The following is a 17,107-nucleotide window of genomic DNA, read 5'->3' on the forward strand; positions in this document are numbered from 1 at the left end:
GGTTACTCCTTCATGCCGTCACGGATGCCCTGCACCAGCGTGCGGGTGGTGACGTTCAGCAGATCGATATAGGTCGGCACCGGGCCGTTTTCCGCGCTCAGGGAGTCGACGTACAGCACGCCGCCGTAGTGGGTGTCGGTTTCCCGCGCCACCTGACGCGCGGGCTTATCGGAGACCGTGCTTTCGCTGAACACCGCCGGGATATGATGTTTTTTCACCTGGTCGATCACCTTGCGCACCTGCTGGGGCGTGCCCTGCTGATCGGCGTTGATCGGCCACAGGTAAAGCTCTTTCATCCCCAAATCCCGCGCCAGATAGGAGAAGGCACCTTCGCTGGTTACCATCCAGCGTTTGTCTTCCGGGATCTCCGCCACCTGCTTACGCAGCGGTTCGAGAGTGGCGGTGATCTTCTGCTTGTAGGCTTCAGCGTTGCGCTGATAGGTCTGTGCGTTGGGCGGATCGTACTTCACCAGCGCGTCGCGGATGTTATCGACGTAAATCAGGGCGTTGTCCGGCGACATCCACGCGTGCGGGTTGGGCTTGCCGTTATACGGCCCCTCGCCGATCCCCATCGGCGTAATGCCGTTAGTGACAATCACTTCCGGCACGCCGTTCAGGTGCTGATAAAAGCGCTGGAACCAGAGTTCCAGATTCATGCCGTTCGCCAGAATCAGCTGCGCCTTCTGTGCGCGTTTTATATCGCCCGGAGTGGGCTGATACTCGTGAATTTCAGCGCCCGGCTTAGTGATGGACGTCACCTCTGCGGCGTCACCCGCCACGTTTTTCGCCATATCAGCGATAACGGTAAAGGTGGTGATAACCTGAAACTTTTCAGCCGCCAGCGCGCCGGTCGTGGTCGCAGTCATGAGCAGCGCGCCGAGCAACAGACGCTTCAATCCTTGCCGTGGGTGCATCGCAGAAGTCTCCTGAGGTGATTAAATTCAAAGCAAAATTAGCCTGTGCTATAAGGTATAGCACAGGCTATATTTAAATGAAAATAGTTATCATTAAAGTTGTGTCAATGAAGGGCGTGCCTGATGGCGCTTCGCTTATCAGGCCTACGGTAAAGCAGTTTTATAGGCCGGGTAAGCGCAGCGCCACCCGGCAAGAGGGCTGCCTACTGCCCGGCAAGGGCCTTATAAAATGCAGGATTCTCCCGAATCACGTTAAGTACCTTCGCCGCCAGCCCGGTTGGGTTGCGACGTTTGGACTCCCAGCTTTTTATCGTGTCAACGCTCGTGCCAAGCGCCTTCGCCATTTCGCATTGGGTAATATTGAGCTGTTCTCTGATTGCGCGAACATCTGCAACTTCATAGCGGGTTACTCTGGAAGCTGTTTTCTTTCCGCTGTGGATCTCAACGGCTTCTTCAAGCGAAGATTTTAATTCATCGAATATACTCATTGTCTGCCTCCTCCTGCCTGAATGGGGTACATAGTACACCTACCGTTTACGGCACAGGAAGCACTATTTTTCAGAACAGAAGTTAGTTTTTTAAGTTCAGCTTTCTCTGTCTCAGTCAGGCTGTCCCTGGTGCTTTTTAGATAGGCCATGATGAAATAGATCACCTCCTCCGTGGCCAAAAAGTAAATCACTCTGGCACCGCCTCTCTTTCCCTTTGAACCTGCCGCCATCCTTATTTTACGTAACCCACCCGTCTGTTGGATCAGGTCACCTTTATCAGGCCAGGCAATGAGTTCCTTTTGCAGATCCTTTAATTCATCATCTGTAGCAATGCTTTTAATCTGTCGGGTAAAGAGTGATGTTTCGATAAACTCTATCGCATGACTCATCCATAGTTCCTTCCCTAATCGCAGCAAAAACCTGAAGACATCAGGGTCAGGCTCTTGCTGCATTGTTACTCTTCCTTGAGTAATATTGCGCCATACAACTGTATTTATATACAGATTAACGGTATTTTAAGAATCCATTTAGACATCCGGGAACATCACGCTATTCCCCGGCGCTTCCCTGTGCAGATGGATAAAGTTCAGGTGCCGTTCATACTGATCCAGAATGTCCGTAATCACCTGCTCCTTGCTGTAATCCATCAAATCATTCCCCTGGCTCCCTTCCAGCAGGAAGGTCTCCAGCCGGTAGTAGGTCGACTTCCCGCTGCGCGCCCGGTAGGTAAAGCCGGGAACCGAATACTGCTGAGGCCAGATCTGATAGACAAAGTTCTGCTCGTCGCCCATGTGCACCAGCAGATCCAGGTGCCCCAGGTTCTCGCCCTCGTCCGGCGGCAGGTTTTTCAGCTCCACGTAGGCACCGCGCAGCTTCAGCTCCTGCGCCACCTCTTGCATGGCCGGGTAACACACCGTCTCCATCATCTGTCGGGTATAGCGCGTGCCGGGGTAGTTCATCAGGCGTGAGAGGCGTTTCTTCCAGCTCAGCCTGTCCTGCGCGCCCAGCGGTCGCGGCGCGGTGTCGCGGTTGGCGCTTTCGCGGCGGTAATCTTCCACCTTGAGCGATTTATACAGCCCGGCCATCACGAAGAAGATCACGAAGCTGAACGGCAGACCCATGATCACCGTGGTGTTCTGCAGCGCAGAGATACCGTTGGTCATCAGCATGCCGAGCGTCAGCAGGCCGATGGCGACGGACCAAAAGATGCGCAGCCAGTTCGGCGCGTCGCTGTTGATGTCCTTCAGCTTCGAGGTGAAGTTGCCCAGCACCAGCGCGCCGGAATCCGCCGAGGTGACGTAAAACAGCAGGCCGGTGATGGTCGCTACGGAGGCGCTAAAGGTAAACGCCGGATACTGCGCCAGCAGGCTATAGAAGCCGCGCTCTGGGTGCGCCATCGCTTCCTGCGCGAAGGTCGCATTGCCGTGGATAATTTCGTGCAGCGCGCTGTTGCCGAAAATCGACAGCCACAGCAGGGTAAAGGTGAACGGGATAATCAGCGTCCCCATTACGAACTGACGAATGGTGCGGCCACGCGAAATGCGCGCGAGGAACAGGCCGACAAACGGCGACCACGCGACCCACCACGCCCAGAAGAACAGCGTCCAGTTGTTCATCCACTCTACCGGGCGGTCGAAGGCGAAGCTGTTCAGCGTCATGCCCATAAAGCGGTTCACGTAGTCGCCCACGTTGAGCACTAAGGCATTGAGCAGGAACGAAGTGTCGCCCATAAACAGCACGAACAGGATCAGTCCCAGCGCCAGCGCCACGTTCAGCTCGGACAGCACGCGGATGCCCTTATCAACGCCAGACGTCACCGAAATGGTGGCGATAATGACGGAAAGCGCAATCAGCGCCGCTTTGGCGGCCATCGAATCCGGGATATCAAACAGCACGCTCAGCCCGTAGTTGAGCTGCACCACACCAATCCCGAGCGTCGTCGCGATACCGAAGATGGTGCCGATCACCGCCGCAATGTCGACGCTGTGGCCAATCGGGCCGTTAATTTTTTTCCCGAAAATCGGATACAGCGCGGAGCGAATGGTGAGCGGTAAATTATAACGATAGCTAAAGTATCCGAGCGCCATGCCCATCAGGGCGTACATCGACCAGCCGGTCAGACCGTAGTGGAACAGCGTCCAGACCATCGCCTGGCGCGCGGCCTCCATCGTCTGCCCTGCCCCTTCCGGCGGCTGCATATACTGCGTGACCGGTTCCGCCACGGAGAAGAACATCAGGTCGATGCCGATGCCCGCGGCAAACAGCATCGCGGCCCAGCTCAGCAGGCTGAACTCGGGCTTGGACTGCTCCGGCCCGAGCTTCACCGAACCGAAGCGCGAGCAGGCAATGCAGACCACGAAGACAATATACAGCGTCGCCGCCAGCAGATAGTACCAGCCGAAGGTCTTCGACACCCAGTTCAGGGTGCGCCCAATCCACTCGGCAGAAAAATCACGAAAGAAGATCGTCGTCAGGGAAAACAACAAAATCAGCCCGGCGGAAGTATAAAAAACGACCGGGTTGATTTTGTCTTTTTCTCTGTCCTGTGAAAGGTCTGTCATCCAGTATCCCCACTGTTTTTGTAACTATTGAAATCCAAATCCGCAACAATTAAGACACATTTTATATTGAACGTCCAATCAAAAACCGCTTTAATGTATTACCAACGCTGATGAATGGAGTGGCAAAAATGCCCAAAGTGGGGATGCAGCCAATCCGGCGCAGGCAGCTTATCGACGCCACGCTGGAAGCAATTAATGAAGTGGGAATGCATGACGCGACCATCGCGCAGATCGCCCGTCGGGCGGGCGTTTCCACGGGGATCATCAGCCATTACTTCAAAGACAAAAACGGTCTGCTGGAAGCGACCATGCGCGACATCACCGGCCAGCTTCGCGACGCGGTATTGAGTCGTCTGCACGCCCTGCCGGACGCCAGCGCGGAGCAGCGATTGCAGGCCATTGTCGGCGGCAACTTTGATGAAACCCAGACCAGCGGCGCGGCGATGAAGGCCTGGCTGGCCTTCTGGGCGAGCAGCATGCACCAGCCGATGCTCTACCGCCTGCAGCAGGTGAGCAGCCGCCGTCTTCTGTCGAACCTGGTGTACGAGTTCCGCCGCGAGCTGCCCCGCGAACAGGCCGAAGAGGCGGGCTATGGGCTGGCGGCGCTGATTGACGGCCTATGGCTGCGCGCCGCGCTGAGCGGCAAACCGCTGGATAAGACGCTGGCCCAGTCGCTTACCAGCCACTTTATCAGCCAGCATTTACCGACCGAATAACCGAGGAGGATTTATGTCCCGAATGGCAGAACAGCAGCTTTATATCAATGGTGGTTATACATCCGCCACCAGCGGTCGCACCTTCGAGACCATCAACCCGGCCAACGGTGAAGTTCTGGCGACCGTACAGGCCGCCGGAAGAGAAGACGTCAATCGCGCCGTGGAAAGCGCACAGCGCGGGCAAAAAATCTGGGCGGCGATGACCGCCATGGAGCGCTCGCGCATTCTGCGTCGCGCCGTCGATATCCTGCGCGAGCGCAACGACGAACTGGCGAAGCTGGAAACCCTCGACACCGGTAAAGCGTATTCCGAAACCTCAACCGTCGACATCGTCACCGGCGCGGACGTGCTGGAATACTACGCGGGGCTGATCCCGGCGCTGGAAGGCAGCCAGATCCCGCTGCGCGATACCTCATTCGTTTACACCCGCCGCGAACCGCTGGGCGTGGTGGCGGGCATCGGCGCGTGGAACTACCCGATCCAGATCGCCCTGTGGAAATCGGCCCCGGCGCTGGCGGCGGGCAACGCGATGATCTTCAAGCCGAGCGAGGTCACCCCGCTCACCGCCCTGAAACTGGCGGAGATCTACACCGAAGCGGGCGTACCGGACGGCGTGTTTAACGTCCTGCCGGGCGTGGGCGCGGAGACCGGCCAGTACCTGACCGAGCATCCGGGCATTGCCAAAGTCTCCTTCACCGGCGGCGTCGCCAGCGGCAAGAAGGTGATGGCCAACTCGGCGGCCTCGTCCCTGAAAGAGGTGACGATGGAGCTGGGCGGCAAATCCCCGCTGATTATTTTTGACGATGCGGATCTGGGTCTCGCGGCAGACATCGCCATGATGGCGAACTTCTTCAGCTCCGGCCAGGTGTGCACCAACGGCACCCGCGTGTTCGTGCCCGCGAAATGTAAAGCCGCGTTTGAGCAGAAAATCGTTGAGCGCGTGGGCCGCATCCACGCGGGCGATCTGTTCGATGAAAACACCAACTTTGGCCCAATGGTCAGCTTCCCGCACCGCGACAGCGTGCTGCGCTACATCGCCAAAGGCAAAGAGGAAGGCGCGCGCGTGCTGTGCGGTGGCGAGGCGCTGAAGGGCGAAGGCTTCGATAACGGCGCGTGGGTCGCCCCGACCGTGTTCACCGACTGCACCGACGAGATGACCATCGTGCGCGAAGAGATCTTCGGCCCGGTGATGTCCATTCTCACCTACGAAAGCGATGAAGAAGCCATTCGTCGCGCCAACGACACCGACTATGGCCTGGCGGCGGGCATCGTCACGGCCGACCTGAACCGCGCGCACGGCGCCATTCATCAGCTCGAAGCGGGCATCTGCTGGATCAACACCTGGGGTGAATCCGCCGCAGAGATGCCGGTCGGCGGCTACAAGCACTCCGGCATTGGCCGCGAGAACGGGGTGATGACGCTGCAGAGCTACACCCAGGTGAAGTCCATCCAGGTTGAGATGGGTAAATTCCAGTCCATATTTTAACCGGGAGGTTTATTTGCAATTTGACTACATCATTATCGGGGCTGGCTCTGCCGGCAACGTACTGGCAACGCGACTGACTGAAGATCCGAATACCACCGTCCTGCTGCTTGAGGCGGGCGGGCCGGATTACCGCTTTGACTTCCGCACCCAGATGCCCGCCGCGCTGGCGTTCCCGCTGCAGGGCAAGCGCTACAACTGGGCGTATGAAACCGAGCCAGAACCTTTCATGAACAACCGCCGCATGGAATGCGGACGGGGTAAAGGGCTGGGCGGCTCGTCGCTGATCAACGGCATGTGCTACGTGCGCGGTAACGCGATGGATCTGGACAACTGGGCGAAACAATCGGGTCTGGAGCACTGGAGCTACCTCAACTGCCTGCCCTATTACCGCAAGGCAGAGACCCGCGACGTGGGGCCGAACGACTACCACGGCGGCGACGGTCCGGTGAGCGTCACCACCTCTAAGCCGGGCGTGAACCCGTTGTTCGAGGCGATGGTGGAAGCTGGCGTGCAGGCGGGCTATCCGCGCACTGAGGATCTCAACGGCTACCAACAGGAAGGCTTCGGCCCGATGGACCGCACGGTCACGCCGCAGGGCCGACGCGCCAGCACCGCACGCGGCTATCTGGACCAGGCAAAACCGCGCCCGAATCTGACCATCCGCACCCACGCCATGACCGATCACATTATCTTTGACGGCAAGCGCGCGGTGGGCGTCGAGTGGCTGGAAGGCGAAAGCACCATTCCGTCAAAAGCGACAGCGAAGAAAGAGGTACTGCTGTGCGCGGGCGCCATCGCGTCTCCGCAGATCCTCCAGCGCTCCGGCGTGGGCAACGCTGAACTGCTGAAGCAGTTCGATATTCCGCTAGTGCACGACCTGCCCGGCGTGGGCGAAAACCTGCAGGATCATCTGGAGATGTACCTCCAGTACGAATGCAAAGAGCCGGTCTCCCTCTACCCTGCCCTGCAGTGGTGGAACCAGCCGAAGATTGGCGCAGAGTGGCTGTTTGGCGGCACCGGCGTGGGCGCGAGCAACCACTTCGAAGCGGGCGGGTTTATCCGCAGCCGCGAGGTGTTCGAGTGGCCGAACATTCAGTACCACTTCCTGCCGGTGGCGATTAACTACAACGGCTCGAACGCGGTAAAAGAGCACGGCTTCCAGTGCCACGTCGGCTCCATGCGCTCCCCGAGCCGCGGCCACGTGCGCATCAAGTCGCGCGATCCGCACCAGCATCCGGCGATCCTGTTCAACTATATGTCCAACGAGCAGGACTGGCAGGAGTTCCGCGACGCGATCCGCATCACCCGCGAGATCATGCACCAGCCCGCGCTGGACAAGTACCGCGGTCGCGAAATCAGCCCGGGCGTCGAGTGCCAGACCGACGAGCAGCTGGACGAATTCGTGCGCAACCACGCCGAAACCGCCTTCCACCCGTGTGGCACCTGCAAAATGGGTTACGACGAGATGGCGGTGGTCGACGGCGAAGGCCGCGTTCACGGGCTGGAAGGGCTGCGCGTGGTGGATGCGTCGATCATGCCGCAAATCATCACCGGCAACCTGAACGCCACCACCATTATGATTGGCGAGAAAGTTGCCGATGCCATTCGCGGTCGCGAGCCGCTGGCGAAGAGCACGGCGGCGTATTATGTGGCAAACGGGGCGCCGGTTCGCCGTTGAGTTGCCTGATGCCCTCACCCCGGCCCTCTCCCACAGGGAGAGGGTGACAACCTATTCCCTCTCCCCGTGGGAGAGGGTTAGGGTGAGGGAAAATTACTGCCGAAATTCCTCTAACCGCTTAATCTGCCGCCCTTCCCCGTCAAAATTCTCCGCCTCCAGCCAGGCGCGCAGCTCCGCGTCCCTTTCCGGCCACTCGCTGTCAATAATAGAGAGCATATCGCTGTCGCGGTTGCGGCCTTTGCGCACCAGCTTCTGGCGCAGCCGTCCCTCCCAGACAAACCCCAGCCTCTCAGCCGCGCTACGTGAGGCGATATTCATCGAATCACACTTCCACTCCAGCCGACGGTACTTATGCTCGAAGGCGTTTTTCAGCAGCAGCCACACCGCTTCGGTGCCGATGCGGGTGCCTTTCATCTTGCGCGACCAGGTGACGTGGCCGATTTCTACCGAGCCGAGAAACCGCTCGATCGCCATATAGCTCACCAGCCCTACCGCTTTTTCGGTGCGTAAATCGATCACCGCAAAGGGCACCAGGTCATCGTCCAGCACCTTTCCCTGCACCCAATGCGCGGTCGCTTCCACGCTTTCCGGCTGCGTGCTGGCAAGCCATGTCCAGTCGCTGTCGTCGCCCAGAGCATAGGCTTCGAACAAATCTGAAGAGTGATGCTCCGCATCCAGCGTCTCAAGACGGCAGTACTGGCCGGTAAGCGGCGTGCGGGTTAACACGCGGGCGCATTTCCAGTCCGGGACGATATCGTTAACGGTTTGACCATGTTGATTGATTTCGGGCACGGCGTTGACTCCCTGAAAGGTAAGGGATTTGTTATAGCAGGTTAAAAAGCGGACGAGAAGCAGCGTATTTTAATAGCCCGAGCGCATGCATTATTCCCGGAAGGCATAAGGAAAGCTGAATTTCGACTTTGCGTTATTTCAGAGACCACATAACGTAGCGGAGCATAAAACAATCACAATATATTTTCTTCAGGGATCGCTATGACTAAAAAATTGCTGCCGTTACTGGTGCTGGCTGCGCTCTCAAGCGTTGCCCACGCCGCTACTCCGCCCAACACGCTGGTTGTCGCACAGGGGCTTGATGACATCGTAAGCCTCGACCCGGCCGAAGCCAACGAGCTTTCCAGCATCCAGACCGTGCCGAGCCTGTATCAGCGCCTGGTGCAGCCAGACCGCGATAACCCGGAAAAAATCACCCCGATTCTGGCGGAAAGCTGGGACGCCGACGCGGCAGCAAAAACCCTGACCATCAAGCTCAAGCCCGATGCAAAATTCGCCTCCGGCAACCCGCTGCGCCCGGAAGACGTGATCTTTTCATACACCCGCGCCGTGACGCTGAACAAATCCCCGGCCTTTATCCTGAACGTGCTGGGCTGGGACGCCAGCAACATCGCCAGCCTGCTGAAAAAGGTGGATGACCACACCCTCCAGCTTCACTGGACGGCGGACGTGAGCCCGTCGGTGGCGCTGAATATTCTCTCCACGCCGATTGCCTCCATCGTGGATGAAAAGCAGGTCGCGGCGAACGTGAAGGATAACGACTTCGGTAACGCGTGGCTGAAAATGCACTCGGCAGGCAGCGGCGCGTTCAAAATGCGCGTCTATCAGCCGCATCAGGCCATCGTGCTGGAAGCCAACGACTCCGCCCCCGGCGGTGCACCAAAGCTGAAAAGCATCATCATTAAAAACGTCCCCGACCCGGCTTCACGCCGCCTGCTGATCCAGCAGGGTGACGCCGACGTGGCGCGCGATCTGGGTGCAGATCAGATTAGCGCCCTGGACGGCAAGCCCGGCGTGAAGGTGCTGAGCATCCCGTCCGCCGAGCAAAATTACCTGGTGTTTAACACCGGCAACAGCGCCAACCCGCTGCTGAACAACCCAGCCTTCTGGGAGGCCTCGCGCTGGCTGGTCGACTATGAAGGCATCACCAAAAACCTGCTGAAAGGCCAGTATTTTGTGCATCAGAGCTTCCTGCCGGTCGGCCTGCCGGGCGCGCTGGAAGACAATCCGTTTAAATTTGACCCGGCGAAGGCGAAAGCAATCCTCGCCAAAGCGGGCATTAAAGACGCCCACTTCACGCTGGACGTGGAGAACAAGCCGCCGTTTATCACCATCGCCCAGTCGATGCAGGCGAGCTTTGCGCAGGGTGGAGTGAAGGTGGATCTGCTGCCCGCGGCGGGTAGCCAGGTGTACGCCCGCGTGCGCGCGAAGCAGCATCAGGCGGCGATCCGTCTGTGGATCCCGGACTACTTCGACGCGCACTCCAACGCCAGCGCCTTCGCGTGGAACGACGGTAAATCCAGCACCGTCGCCGGCCTGAACGGCTGGAAAATTCCTGAGCTGAACAAAGCCACGCTGGCAGCGGTAGCCGAGCCGGATCCGGCGAAGCGTCTGGATCTGTACAAGAAGATGCAGGAACAGCTGCAGCAGAATTCGCCGTACGTGTTCGTCGATCAGGGTAAAACCCAGATCGTGGTGCGCGATAGCGTGAAGGGGTATCAGCAGGGGCTGAACGCGGATATGGTCTGGTACGATCGCGTTACGAAGTAGCCCTTGTTGCCGGGTGGCGCTGCGCTTACCCGGCCTACGTTCTCGGTTTTTGTAGGCCGGGTAAGGCGAAGCCGCCACCCGGCATGAAGAGATTTCCCATGCCACATCTTTCCACCCGCGTGCTGCAGAGTCTGCTGACCCTGCTGCTCACGCTTTTCGGGCTGCTGCTCGTCACGTTTGCGCTTTCGGCGTTTTCCCCGGTCGATCGCGTGCTGCAGATCGTCGGCGATCACGCCAGCCAGTCAACCTACGATCAGGTTCGCCACCAGCTCGGGCTGGATCGGCCCCTGCCCGTGCAGTTCTGGCACTATCTGCAAAACCTCGCCCACGGTGATTTAGGCACCGCCAGCGCCACCGGACAGCCTGTGCTGCAGGATCTGCTGCACGCCTTCCCCGCCACGCTGGAGCTGGCGACCCTTGCCTTGATCATCGGTGCCGTACTCGGCGTGATTGCCGGGGTGCTGTGCGCCCGCTACGCCGGTTCACCGCTCGATTTAGCGCTCAGAACCCTCACCCTGCTCGGCAACTCGGTGCCGATCTTCTGGCTCGGCCTGCTGATGCTGGCCCTGTTCTACGCGAAGCTGCAGTGGAGCGCAGGTCCCGGCAGGCTGGACGATATCTGGCAGTTCACCGTGGAGCCGCGCACCGGCTTTGCGCTCATAGATACCTGGCTTTCCGACGACCGCGAGGCGTTCCGCAACGCCATCAGCCATCTGGTGCTGCCGGTGCTGCTGCTGGCGTACTACTCGCTGGCAAGCATTACCCGCCTGACGCGCTCCGCCTGCCTGAGCGAGATGAACAAAGAGTACATTCTGCTCGCCCGCGCCAAGGGTGCCGGGGAGATGACCATCCTGCTGCGCCACGTGTTGCCGAACATTCGCAGCACTCTGCTGACGGTGATTGCGCTGGCCTACACTAGCATGCTGGAGGGCGCGGTATTAACCGAAACCGTCTTCTCGTGGCCGGGCATCGGGCGCTACCTCACCACCGCCCTGTTCGCCGGCGATACCACCGCGGTGATGGGTGGCACGCTGCTGATTGGCGTCTGCTTTGTGCTGATCAATAACCTTACCGACCTGCTCGTGCGGGCAACCGATCCCAGGGTGCGCTGATGCCGTTTTATCTTTTCTTACGCCGCCTGCGCCGCTCACCCGCCGCCTTTTGCGGACTGATTGCCATCGCGCTGCTGGTGCTGATCGCCCTGTTCGCGCCGTGGCTCGCGCCGCTTGACCCGAACTGGCAGGACGCGGCCGCGCGCCTGCAGGCACCGAACGGCCAGCACTGGCTGGGCACCGACAGCTACGGGCGCGACCTGCTCTCGCGCCTGATTTACGGCACCCGCCCGGCGCTCGGGCTGGTGGCATTAGTCACCGTTATCACCCTGCCCGCCGGACTGCTGGTGGGGATTTTGTCCGGCTACTACGGCGGCTGGATGGAGCGCATCCTGATGCGCTTTACCGACGTGGTGATGTCGATGCCGCGCCTGATCCTCGCCTTCGCGTTTGTGGCGATGCTTGGCCCGGGGCTGGTCAACGGCGCGCTGGCGCTGGCCTTAACCACCTGGCCGACCTACGCGCGTCAGGCGCGGAGTGAAATTCAGCGCCTGCGCCACAGCGACTACCTCGCCGCCGCCGAGATGATGGGCATTCGCGGCCTGCGTCTGCTGGTCGGGCATATTCTGCCCCTGTGTCTGCCGTCCGCGATTGTGCGGCTGGCGCTGGATCTGGCAGGCATTATTCTGGCCGCCGCCGGGCTGGGCTTCCTCGGCCTTGGCGCACGTCCGCCGATGGCCGAATGGGGGGCGATGATTGCCGACGGCATGCAGGTGATTTTCGACCAGTGGTGGATTGCCGCCATTCCGGGCGGGGCCATTCTGTTCGCCAGCCTGGCCTTTAACCTGCTGGGCGATGGCCTGCGCGACGTACTGGAGCCACAGCATGACTGAACACCGCGTTATCGTCGATGCGCTGAATATCGACTACCCCGCCGCGCGCGTGGTCAACAACCTGAGCTTCACGCTTGGCAACGAGCGGCTGGCGCTGGTGGGCGAATCCGGCTCGGGCAAGTCGATGTCCGCCCGCGCCCTGATGGGGCTGGTGCGTAAGCCCGGCATCGTGAGCGCGAACCGGCTTAACGTGCTCGGCAACGACCTGCTGACCCTGAGCACACGCCGCTGGCAGGCGCTGCGCGGCAACGGGATTGCGATGGTCCTGCAGGATCCGCGCTATGCGCTGAATCCGGCGAAAAACGTCGCCGCCCAGCTTGATGAGGCGCTGACCCTGCATCAGCGCCTGCCCCACGCTGAACGCCTGTCGCGCATTCACGACATCATCCGCGCCGTCGGACTTAACGAACATGTCCTCCAGCGCTACCCCGGCGAACTCTCGGGCGGCATGGGCCAGCGGGTGATGATTGCGATGGCGCTGATCAATAACCCGCAGGTGCTGATTGCCGACGAACCCACTTCCGCACTGGACGCCCGCCTGCGCAACCAGATCCTCGAACTGCTGGTGCAGCAGTGCGAAGAACGCCAGATGGCGATGCTGCTCATCAGCCACGATCTGCCGCTGGTGGCGGAGCACTGCGACCGCGTGCTGGTGATGTATCAGGGCGAAAAAGTCGATGAGATGGCGGCAAGCCGGCTCCCGCAGGCGACGCATCCGTACACGCGCACCCTGTGGACCTGCCGTCCAAACGCCGGTACCTATGGAGAGATGCTGCCGACGCTGGACCGCTCGCAGCCGTGGAAGGAGATGAACAATGGCTCTCGTTGACGTAAACCAGCTCCAGGTCAGCTTCGGGGAGAAAACGGCAGTGTCCACCGCCAGCTTTGCTATTGAGAAAGGCGAGACCTTCAGCCTGATCGGTGAATCCGGCTGCGGGAAATCGACTCTTCTGCGCGTGCTGGCGGGGCTGCAGCGCGAGTGGAACGGCCGCATTTCGATCCTGGGAGAAGCGTTACGGCCAGGACGACGTTTTGAAGGCGAGCTTCGCCGCAACGTGCAGATGGTGTTTCAGGATCCGTGGGCTTCTTTGCACCCGAACCACACGATTTCTCGCACGCTGTCGGAGCCGTTGAATATTCGCGGCGAGGCGCAGGTCGCAGAGAAAGTCGCAGATGCGCTGCGGCAGGTGGGGCTTTCCGCCGACGCGGGTAAACGTTATCCGCATCAGCTTTCCGGCGGCCAGCGCCAGCGCGTTGCCATTGCCCGCGCGCTGCTGCTGCGCCCGCAGCTACTCCTGCTGGACGAGCCCACTTCGGCCCTGGATATGTCGGTGCAGGCGGAGATCCTGAACCTGCTCAACCGCCTGAAAGCCGAGCACGGCATGACCTATCTGCTGGTGAGCCACGACGCGGACGTGGTTGCGCATATGTCCGACCGGGCAGCGTTTATGGCGCACGGAGAGATCCAGAAGGTGTTTGACCGGGAGGCGATGTTAAGGGGTGAGCACAGGATGGGCTGAGCACGTGCGGCTGTGCCCGGTGTCGCTGCGCTTACCGGGCCTACGTTTCGTGCCGCGTTGATATGTTTCGTATGTGCCCGGAGGGGAGCGCCGCACGGGTTTGGTAGGCCGGGTAAGGCGCAGCCGCCACCCGGCAAAAAATCACTTCAGCAGCTTCACCGTGGCATCAATGTCGATTTCATCTTCGGTGAAGATCATCGTCGTATTCTGGAAGGTGGTGATCGCCAGCTTCTTCACCGAACGCGTTTCGCCCGGCTTTTTATCGGACTTCGGCTTGATGCTGTTCATCAGCAGCCCTACCGACAGCACCGCGTTCTCTTTGTCGATTTTGGCATCAACCGGCTCTTCTTCGCTGAACACCACGAAGGATTTTATCGAGGTGAGCTTAACGCGCTCGCCCGCAATATAGAGGTGCTTGCTTTCGGGGATCACCTTCACCGCGTAGGCGGAGAGGCCTTTGTTATTGGTGGTTGGCTCAAAGGTCACCGCGGCATCTTTCTTAATCAGATCGGGGTTCGCGACCTTAATCACATGAAAATAGCGGTTGTCGCCGTTTTCATCTTTGATAAATCCAAAGCCTTTATCTTTAAACCACGTTGTGATTGTACCGTTCATCGCTGTTACCGCCTGTCAGATCGTAATGACTAAAGTTTTGCAGCGCGCAGTGTAATGCACAATGGCGGAGGAGACAAAAAAAAGCCCCTGCACGGGGGCAGGGGAAAACTCATGTCAGAGCTTATTAGTATTACGTTATTAGTTGAACACCATTCCACCGTCGATCAATAAGGACTGGCCAGTCATATAGTCAGAGTCTGGCCCAGCGAGGTATGAAACGCAGGCGGCGACATCTTCCGGTTCGGACAGGCGGCCAAGCGTAATGCGTTTGGCAAAGGTTTCGGTCCCGTAGCCGAGCGGTTTACCCGCCGCCTCGGAGACCTGACGGTCGATCTCCGCCCACATCGGCGTTTTGACGATGCCCGGGCAGTAGGCGTTAACGGTGATCCCCAGCGGCGCGAGATCCCGCGCGGCGGTCTGGGTTAAGCCGCGCACTGCGAACTTGCTGGAACTGTAGACCGCCAGCTCCGGGTTACCGGTGTGGCCCGCCTGGGAACAGGCGTTGATGATCTTGCCGCCGTGCCCCTCTTTGCGGAACGCGTCAATTGCGGCCTGAATGCCCCAGATCACCCCTTTCACGTTGATGTTGTAAACCTTGTCGACAATATCCGGGGTGATGGATTCGATTGGCGTGGACGGCGCAACCCCGGCGTTGTTAACGATGACGTTGAATCCGCCCAGCGCGGTGCGGGCCTTCTCGACTGCGGCAAACACCTGCTCGCGGTCAGAAACATCGACCTTCACGGCGACGGCTTTACCGCCGTTGCGGGTGATTTCATCGGCGACCGCTTTCGCCGTCTCCTCGTTGTAATCCGCGATGGCGACGGCAAAACCATCCTTCACCAGACGAAGCGCGATCGCTTTACCAATCCCCTGGCCTGAGCCTGTTACGAGAGCAACTTTTTGCATTTCTCTGTCCTTATATTGATTCACAAAATCTGGCTGAGATGGAGCTGGCCCATCAGCAGCGGGTTATCGCTGTAGTCGACGGGAATGGCTACCACGGCGGGGCCGTCGACATCCATTGCCGCGCGCAGCGTCGGCTCAAGCGCGTCCGCGCTCTCCACGGCAAAGCCCTTCGCGCCGAAGGCGTCAGCATAGGCTTTGAAATCGACCGGCCCGAATTCGACGCCGGAAAGACGCTGGTATTTTTTCTCTTCCTGGATGGCCACCATGTTGTAGCCGTTATCCACCCAGATGATGTGCAGCACGTTGGCGTTGAGGCGCACCGCGGTTTCCAGCTCCATGCTCGACTGCAGGAAGCCGCCGTCGCCGGAGACCGACACCACCTTGCGCCCCGGATTCACCAGCCACGCGCCGATCGCCCACGGCAGGGCAACGCCCATGGTCTGCTGACCGTTGGAGATCATCACCTGACGCGCCCGGAAGCTGTAGAGGTAGCGGGCGATCCAGATGTGGAAGCTGCCCATGTCCACGGTGAGCGTCACGTCGTTATTCACAATGTCCTGCATGGCCCGCACGATGCGCAGCGGATGCAGGGCAAACTGGTTGAGCGAGGCGCCGCGGCGGTCGAGCAGATCGCGCTGATGCTGACGGTCGACCAGAATCTCTGATGCCCGCTGGCTCAGCTCCAGCTTACGCTCGATGCGGTTAGCAAGCAGGTTCAGGGTTTCGGCGATGTCCCCCACCAGCTCCAGATCCGGCACGTAGTTACGTTCTTCATAGGCGGGCAACACGTCAATGTGCACCAGCGTGGCGTCGCCGCTGTTCCACATGGACGGCTCGTACTCCACCGGGCTGTAGCCGATGCAGATAATCAGGTCCGCCAGATGCAGCAGCCGGTCGCCCGCCTGGTTGTTAAAGAGGCCGACGCGTCCGGCGAAGCGGGTGAAGTGCTCCTGATTCACCGCCCCGGCGGCCTGATAGGTGCTGGTCACCGGAATGCGGCTTTTCTCCAGCAGCGTGCGCAGCGCGGCGCTGTTCGCGGGCTGGCTGGCCATCAGGCCGAGCAAAATGACTGGATTTTTGGCGTTTTCGATAAGCTTCGCCACGTCGTTAATCGCTGACTCCGGTGCCGGGCCCATCAGCGCCGGGCCGCTGGCGGGTAAAATCGCGCCCGTCGCGGGCTGGTCGACAATATCCTGCGGCAGGCTGACGAACGCGCCCCCAGGCCTGCCGTGCTCGGCGGCGCGAAACGCGTTCGATACCACTTCGGCAATCGCGTCCGGTGAACTAACTTCTACAGCGTATTTGGTGACCGGGCTGAACATGGCGACGGTGTCCATGCTCTGGTGCACCAGCTTGGCTTTATCTGCCCGCTTCACCGCCCCGCCCAGCGCCACCACCGGGTCGCCTTCGCTGTTGGCGGTGGCGATGCCGGTGATCAGGTTGGAACAGCCCGGCCCGGAGGTGACCAGCGCGACCCCGGCCTTGCCGGTCAGCCGCCCTACCGCCGCCGCCATAAACGCCGCGTTGGCCTCATGGCGTACCGGAATGATCTCAATGGAGGAGTCCAGCAGGGAGTCAAAGACCTTGTCGATTTTCGCGCCCGGAATGCCAAACACCTGCTTCACGCCCTGCGCTTCCAGCTGGCCGACAACCATATCGGCGCCGTGCGCCCACTGACGTGACTGTTTCTCACTGTTCACGGTAGTTCTCCTG

At 60.0% G+C, this 17,107-nt stretch carries 16 protein-coding genes; 8 read left to right on the forward strand and 8 right to left on the reverse strand.

The window, feature by feature from the left end; all coding sequences use genetic code 11:
- Positions 1-2: 2 nt before the first annotated feature.
- The 4 genes from HV355_RS23305 to betT all read right to left on the reverse strand — a co-directional run bounded on the left by HV355_RS23305 (position 3) and on the right by betT (position 3,963).
- Positions 3-914 (reverse strand): metal ABC transporter substrate-binding protein, encoded by a 912-nt coding sequence (locus tag HV355_RS23305; protein ID WP_182403750.1) that lies wholly within the window; start codon positions 912-914, stop codon positions 3-5.
- Positions 915-1,117: 203 nt separating this feature from the next.
- A complete protein-coding gene (gene nadS / locus HV355_RS23310) occupies positions 1,118-1,402 on the reverse strand; it encodes a NadS family protein (protein WP_032670406.1) in 285 nt (94 codons plus the stop codon).
- On the reverse strand, positions 1,399-1,791 hold the full coding sequence (locus HV355_RS23315; protein ID WP_032670408.1) for a type II toxin-antitoxin system RelE/ParE family toxin: 393 nt from the start codon (positions 1,789-1,791) through the stop codon (positions 1,399-1,401). The genes nadS and HV355_RS23315 overlap by 4 nt, the downstream gene beginning before the upstream one ends.
- A gap of 138 nt (positions 1,792-1,929) precedes the next feature.
- Positions 1,930-3,963: a choline BCCT transporter BetT gene (betT, locus tag HV355_RS23320; RefSeq protein ID WP_089599352.1), complete on the reverse strand. Its 2,034-nt coding sequence runs from the start codon at positions 3,961-3,963 to the stop codon at positions 1,930-1,932.
- 128 nt (positions 3,964-4,091) lie between these two features.
- Here betT and betI point away from each other — a divergent pair, with 128 nt between their 5' ends.
- From betI to betA, 3 genes are read left to right on the forward strand one after another with little or no spacing between them, the layout of a single operon-like run.
- Positions 4,092-4,679 carry a transcriptional regulator BetI gene (gene betI / locus HV355_RS23325; RefSeq protein WP_010428377.1) on the forward strand — a complete coding sequence of 196 codons (588 nt, stop codon included), beginning with the start codon at positions 4,092-4,094 and terminating at the stop codon, positions 4,677-4,679.
- A 13-nt stretch (positions 4,680-4,692) separates the two neighbouring features.
- Positions 4,693-6,165, forward strand: coding sequence for a betaine-aldehyde dehydrogenase (gene betB / locus HV355_RS23330; RefSeq protein WP_182403751.1), 1,473 nt, complete (start codon positions 4,693-4,695; stop codon positions 6,163-6,165).
- 13 nt (positions 6,166-6,178) lie between these two features.
- Positions 6,179-7,843, forward strand: a complete 1,665-nt coding sequence (gene betA, locus HV355_RS23335; RefSeq protein WP_182403753.1) for a choline dehydrogenase — start codon at positions 6,179-6,181, stop codon at positions 7,841-7,843.
- A 93-nt stretch (positions 7,844-7,936) separates the two neighbouring features.
- Here the strand turns inward: betA and HV355_RS23340 are convergent, their stop codons facing one another.
- Positions 7,937-8,635, reverse strand: a complete 699-nt coding sequence (locus tag HV355_RS23340; protein ID WP_182403755.1) for a GNAT family protein — start codon at positions 8,633-8,635, stop codon at positions 7,937-7,939.
- A 201-nt stretch (positions 8,636-8,836) separates the two neighbouring features.
- On the opposite strand from HV355_RS23340, the gene HV355_RS23345 reads away from it, so the two are divergent.
- The 5 genes from HV355_RS23345 to HV355_RS23365 all read left to right on the forward strand — a co-directional run bounded on the left by HV355_RS23345 (position 8,837) and on the right by HV355_RS23365 (position 13,870).
- Positions 8,837-10,405 carry an ABC transporter substrate-binding protein gene (locus tag HV355_RS23345; RefSeq protein WP_148400367.1) on the forward strand — a complete coding sequence of 523 codons (1,569 nt, stop codon included), beginning with the start codon at positions 8,837-8,839 and terminating at the stop codon, positions 10,403-10,405.
- Positions 10,406-10,503: 98 nt separating this feature from the next.
- Positions 10,504-11,517: an ABC transporter permease gene (locus HV355_RS23350; protein ID WP_182403757.1), complete on the forward strand. Its 1,014-nt coding sequence runs from the start codon at positions 10,504-10,506 to the stop codon at positions 11,515-11,517.
- Positions 11,517-12,350, forward strand: a complete 834-nt coding sequence (locus HV355_RS23355) for an ABC transporter permease (protein WP_120159096.1) — start codon at positions 11,517-11,519, stop codon at positions 12,348-12,350. The genes HV355_RS23350 and HV355_RS23355 overlap by 1 nt, the downstream gene beginning before the upstream one ends.
- Positions 12,343-13,179: an ABC transporter ATP-binding protein gene (locus tag HV355_RS23360; RefSeq protein ID WP_182403759.1), complete on the forward strand. Its 837-nt coding sequence runs from the start codon at positions 12,343-12,345 to the stop codon at positions 13,177-13,179. Before HV355_RS23355 ends, HV355_RS23360 begins: the two co-directional genes overlap by 8 nt.
- A complete protein-coding gene (locus HV355_RS23365) occupies positions 13,166-13,870 on the forward strand; it encodes an ABC transporter ATP-binding protein (RefSeq protein ID WP_182403761.1) in 705 nt (234 codons plus the stop codon). Before HV355_RS23360 ends, HV355_RS23365 begins: the two co-directional genes overlap by 14 nt.
- A gap of 141 nt (positions 13,871-14,011) precedes the next feature.
- On the opposite strand, the gene HV355_RS23370 is transcribed toward HV355_RS23365, so the two are convergent.
- The 3 genes from HV355_RS23370 to alsS all read right to left on the reverse strand — a co-directional run bounded on the left by HV355_RS23370 (position 14,012) and on the right by alsS (position 17,094).
- Complete coding sequence (locus HV355_RS23370; RefSeq protein WP_010428355.1) at positions 14,012-14,485, reverse strand: cold shock domain-containing protein; 474 nt, start codon at positions 14,483-14,485, stop codon at positions 14,012-14,014.
- 138 nt (positions 14,486-14,623) lie between these two features.
- Positions 14,624-15,394, reverse strand: coding sequence for a (S)-acetoin forming diacetyl reductase (locus HV355_RS23375; RefSeq protein WP_182403763.1), 771 nt, complete (start codon positions 15,392-15,394; stop codon positions 14,624-14,626).
- 20 nt (positions 15,395-15,414) lie between these two features.
- Positions 15,415-17,094: an acetolactate synthase AlsS gene (gene alsS / locus HV355_RS23380; RefSeq protein ID WP_148400361.1), complete on the reverse strand. Its 1,680-nt coding sequence runs from the start codon at positions 17,092-17,094 to the stop codon at positions 15,415-15,417.
- Positions 17,095-17,107 lie beyond the last annotated feature (13 nt).

The organism is Enterobacter sp. RHBSTW-01064 (assembly GCF_014103035.1).
Classification (GTDB): domain Bacteria; phylum Pseudomonadota; class Gammaproteobacteria; order Enterobacterales; family Enterobacteriaceae; genus Enterobacter; species Enterobacter mori.

Excerpts from the sequence above, each read along its gene's own strand:
- HV355_RS23305 (WP_182403750.1), bottom strand. The coding sequence starts at position 914 with ATGCACCCACGGCAAGGATTGAAGCGTCTGTTGCTCGGCGCGCTGCTC.
- nadS (WP_032670406.1), bottom strand. The coding sequence starts at position 1,402 with ATGAGTATATTCGATGAATTAAAATCTTCGCTTGAAGAAGCCGTTGAG.
- HV355_RS23315 (WP_032670408.1), bottom strand. The coding sequence starts at position 1,791 with ATGAGTCATGCGATAGAGTTTATCGAAACATCACTCTTTACCCGACAG.
- betT (WP_089599352.1), bottom strand. The coding sequence starts at position 3,963 with ATGACAGACCTTTCACAGGACAGAGAAAAAGACAAAATCAACCCGGTC.
- betI (WP_010428377.1), top strand. The coding sequence starts at position 4,092 with ATGCCCAAAGTGGGGATGCAGCCAATCCGGCGCAGGCAGCTTATCGAC.
- betB (WP_182403751.1), top strand. The coding sequence starts at position 4,693 with ATGTCCCGAATGGCAGAACAGCAGCTTTATATCAATGGTGGTTATACA.
- HV355_RS23345 (WP_148400367.1), top strand. The coding sequence starts at position 8,837 with ATGACTAAAAAATTGCTGCCGTTACTGGTGCTGGCTGCGCTCTCAAGC.
- HV355_RS23350 (WP_182403757.1), top strand. The coding sequence starts at position 10,504 with ATGCCACATCTTTCCACCCGCGTGCTGCAGAGTCTGCTGACCCTGCTG.
- HV355_RS23355 (WP_120159096.1), top strand. The coding sequence starts at position 11,517 with ATGCCGTTTTATCTTTTCTTACGCCGCCTGCGCCGCTCACCCGCCGCC.
- HV355_RS23360 (WP_182403759.1), top strand. The coding sequence starts at position 12,343 with ATGACTGAACACCGCGTTATCGTCGATGCGCTGAATATCGACTACCCC.
- HV355_RS23365 (WP_182403761.1), top strand. The coding sequence starts at position 13,166 with ATGGCTCTCGTTGACGTAAACCAGCTCCAGGTCAGCTTCGGGGAGAAA.
- HV355_RS23370 (WP_010428355.1), bottom strand. The coding sequence starts at position 14,485 with ATGAACGGTACAATCACAACGTGGTTTAAAGATAAAGGCTTTGGATTT.
- HV355_RS23375 (WP_182403763.1), bottom strand. The coding sequence starts at position 15,394 with ATGCAAAAAGTTGCTCTCGTAACAGGCTCAGGCCAGGGGATTGGTAAA.